Source organism: uncultured Eudoraea sp. (assembly GCF_947258525.1).
Classification (GTDB): domain Bacteria; phylum Bacteroidota; class Bacteroidia; order Flavobacteriales; family Flavobacteriaceae; genus Eudoraea.
Window position 1 is genome coordinate 1 of sequence record NZ_CAMYIP010000134.1, and the last position, 2,255, is coordinate 2,255.

Annotated in this window: 3 protein-coding genes; 2 read left to right on the forward strand and 1 reads right to left on the reverse strand. The window is 34.5% G+C overall.

Annotated features, from left to right (window positions below; genetic code table 11):
• Nucleotides 1-246, reverse strand: a 246-nt coding sequence (locus Q0X89_RS10460) for a hypothetical protein (RefSeq protein WP_297693863.1), incomplete at its 3' end; no start/stop codon positions are given.
• A gap of 367 nt (nt 247-613) precedes the next feature.
• Here Q0X89_RS10460 and Q0X89_RS10465 point away from each other — a divergent pair.
• Nucleotides 614-1,345, forward strand: coding sequence for a DUF6090 family protein (locus Q0X89_RS10465; RefSeq protein WP_297693865.1), 732 nt, complete (start codon nt 614-616; stop codon nt 1,343-1,345).
• A gap of 372 nt (nt 1,346-1,717) precedes the next feature.
• On the forward strand, nt 1,718-2,255 hold a 538-nt coding region (locus tag Q0X89_RS10470; protein WP_297693867.1), incomplete at its 3' end, for a DUF6090 family protein.

Consider the following 2,255-nt stretch of genomic DNA (forward strand, 5'->3'; position numbering starts at 1 on the left):
GGTATGATTGTTATGGTATAGAAAAGATTGCAGGCCAAGCGCCTTTTTACCAAGAACAAGAAATACCTCTTGCAGAAAGAAAATTATATTGAATGCCAGTGCAAAAATTACTGCAGAATTAATCATAGTAGGGTAGTGGATCGCAACTTTAGGCGCGTTAAGACCTTTGTATCTAAACCTATTGACTATCCCCCATACTATTGGGCCTATTACCAGGGATGCAAAAATTATTTGAACTAAGATCATATTTCCTATGTTTAAATTCTTAACTGTTGAAAGCTATGATTTGGTTATTAGCAGCTATTATGAGGGCAACAACAGCTATTGTGAATGCTTTGGTTGTTCCTTTTTGACGATTACCTAAGCTTTATGTTACATAAAGTTTTCGTTCGGGAATGAATACCCCGCCAGCGCAGGCATCTTGCTGGTGTTTCACATATTTTAAACCGCACGCGTCCATCCGTATGCGCCTTGAGCGGAGAAGGAGGGGGTCTTGTCATCCGAAATACAATGAAGGAGGGCTTGTCGTCCGATAAAAAATGACGGCAGCATGATTTAAAGTCATGTATTATAATTCCTTACCTTAGGAAGAACAACCAACCTCTTCCTTTTCATGATTAATTTTTTTAGACGTATTCGCAAACAACTCGCAGACGACAACAAGCCTTTAAAATACATGAGGTATGCAATTGGCGAGATTGTCCTGGTAATGATTGGGATATTATTGGCGTTACAAGTGAATAATTGGAATGAAGTAAGAAAAAGTAAAATAAAAGCCGAAATCTTCAAAGAAAAAATAATAAGTGATTTAATTAATGACACTTTAAATATTGAAACACAAATTGGACTCGCAAAAAATTACAAAAAGAATATTCAAGGCTATTACAAGTTTTTTGAATCGGGTAATAAGCCGATCGGGATCTTAATTGATAGCGCACTGAAAGTTCCTACACCACTTTATCGGTATCATCCAATAAACTTCACATTTTTAGGGATGCAATCATCTGGTAATTTAGAATTATTAACTGAGCGGGAAAGCCATTCATTAATGGAACTTTCAAATACACAAAAGCAAGCTCAAATTATATTTGAAAAAAAAGTATCCGAATATTTTGATAACAAAATAGAACGAGGAAAATATCTAGAAAATGATTTATCTGATTCGGATTTTTATGATATTATTGGAGTTGAACCTGATGACAAAGATTTGATAAATGGACTAAAATATCAACATCACATGCTAATGGTAAATGATGAAATACATGGAACTATGATAGAGCAAGGTGAAATCATTAAAGAAGAATCGAAAAGAATAATTGCCCTATTGAAGGCTAAGCAAAATTGAAGAATAATTGAATGAAAAACAAATAACGAAAAGTTAGCAATAAGATATAATTAATAGCTCCCTATCTCCTAACAAACTGTTATTCTATCTAATTTGGTGATCTTCTATTCGATTATTCCCAAATTGATTTTAAGTCTCTTATATTAAATCATTACCTTAGGAAGAACAACCAACCTCTTCTTTCTTATGATAGGCTTCTTCCATTATCGAAACAGGACGGAGCGTTTAAAAAACATTCTGTGAATGTTTTTAGCGAACGGGCCAGCCGGCGCGAAGGAGAAAAGCAAAATCAAATGTCCGGTGGACTCCCGTTAGTTATCGGGATGGTTGAGATACCCGCTTGCGGATATTTTGAAAATATTAGTAGAAACTATGATTAACTTTTTTAGACGTATCCGCAAACAATTAGCTGATAACAACAAGCCTTTAAAATATATGAGGTATGCTATTGGGGAGATACTTTTGGTGGTGATTGGGATATTGATTGCACTGCAGATCAATAATTGGAATGAGGACAGGAAACTAAAACAATTTGAATATAAGATTCTAAAGGATATTGAAACATCAATGGAAGGAAATTTCTTTCAGCTAGACATGTGTTTAAGAGGTAATAAGAAGGCCATTATATCTGCTGATATAATACTAAAACATTTAGATGAAAATTTACCTTATAATGATTCTTTAGATTTTCATTTTTCAAGAGCTTTGGAATGGTGCAGTCCGGTATTCAACAACGCAGGATATGAAAGCCTTAAAACGTATGGCACAAATCTAGTAACTAATGACACAATTCGAGAAGAACTTGGCATATATGATGCTGGTTGGATGGAAACTCTGACACAAAGACAAGAAGAATATTTCTTTAACACGGCTTCTCCCGTTTTAACTGAATTATTCGAAATAGTTGCAA